Raw genomic sequence first — 237 nt, 5'->3', positions numbered from 1 at the left:
CGCCATGGCCCGCTCCCCCTCGGGGATGAGCGCATAGGCTGCCTCCTGAATGCGGTCGTGCAGGAAGGCGTAAGTGCTGTCCAAGCGCAGGACCAGGCCGGCCCGGACGGCGTCCCAGATGAGCGCATGGATAGCCTCCTCGCTACCACAGTGCACCAAAGTGAGTGTAGCCGCCTCGGCGACATTCCCAAGGCAGGCCAGGAGGCCCAGAGCTGCCTGCGTTGCCGGAGCCAGACG

Annotated in this window: 1 protein-coding gene; it reads right to left on the bottom strand. The window is 67.1% G+C overall.

Annotated elements, in window-relative coordinates:
- A partial coding sequence (locus tag ACPYOI_RS36960) for a hypothetical protein (RefSeq protein ID WP_481424296.1) occupies nt 1–237 on the bottom strand: 237 nt, incomplete at both ends.

Source organism: Rhizobium sp. SVR5-2C, from assembly GCF_056755115.1.
The sequence above is the reverse complement of the archived record's forward strand: the minus strand, read 5'-3'. Positions and strand labels throughout refer to the sequence as shown.